The sequence below is a fragment of the Enterobacter sp. RIT637 genome (assembly GCF_019718755.1).
Lineage (GTDB): Bacteria > Pseudomonadota > Gammaproteobacteria > Enterobacterales > Enterobacteriaceae > Enterobacter.
In genome coordinates, this window is the sequence record NZ_JAIHAZ010000220.1 from 1 (window position 1) to 504 (window position 504).

At 52.0% G+C, this 504-nt stretch carries 1 rRNA gene; it reads right to left on the reverse strand.

What is annotated here, in order from left to right:
- A 23S ribosomal RNA gene (locus K5E19_RS24115) occupies positions 1 to 407 on the reverse strand; the annotation flags it as partial.
- Between the last annotated feature and the right edge of the window lie 97 nt (positions 408 to 504).

Below are 504 nucleotides of genomic sequence, written 5' to 3' on the forward strand. Positions count from 1 at the left end.
CCCATATTCAGACAGGATACCACGTGTCCCGCCCTACTCTTCGAGTTCACAACGTGTGCATTTTTGTGTACGGGACTATCACCCTGTATCGTGCGACTTTCCAGACGCTTCCACTAACACACGCGCTGATTCAGACTCTGGGCTCCTCCCCGTTCGCTCGCCGCTACTGGGGGAATCTCGGTTGATTTCTTTTCCTCGGGGTACTTAGATGTTTCAGTTCCCCCGGTTCGCCTCATGCCACTATGTATTCATGACATGATAGTGTGTCGGAACACACTGGGTTTCCCCATTCGGGTATCGCCGGGTCAAAGGTTCATATCACCTCGCCGACGCTTATCGCAGATTAGCACGCCCTTCATCGCCTCTGATTGCCAGGGCATCCACCGTGTACGCTTAGTCGCTTAACCTCACAACCCGAAGATGTTTCGTAAAACACCATCGTGTCGCGAAAATTTGAGAGACTCGAACACACCGTCATCCTGTTCTTATTACGGAGAACAGACG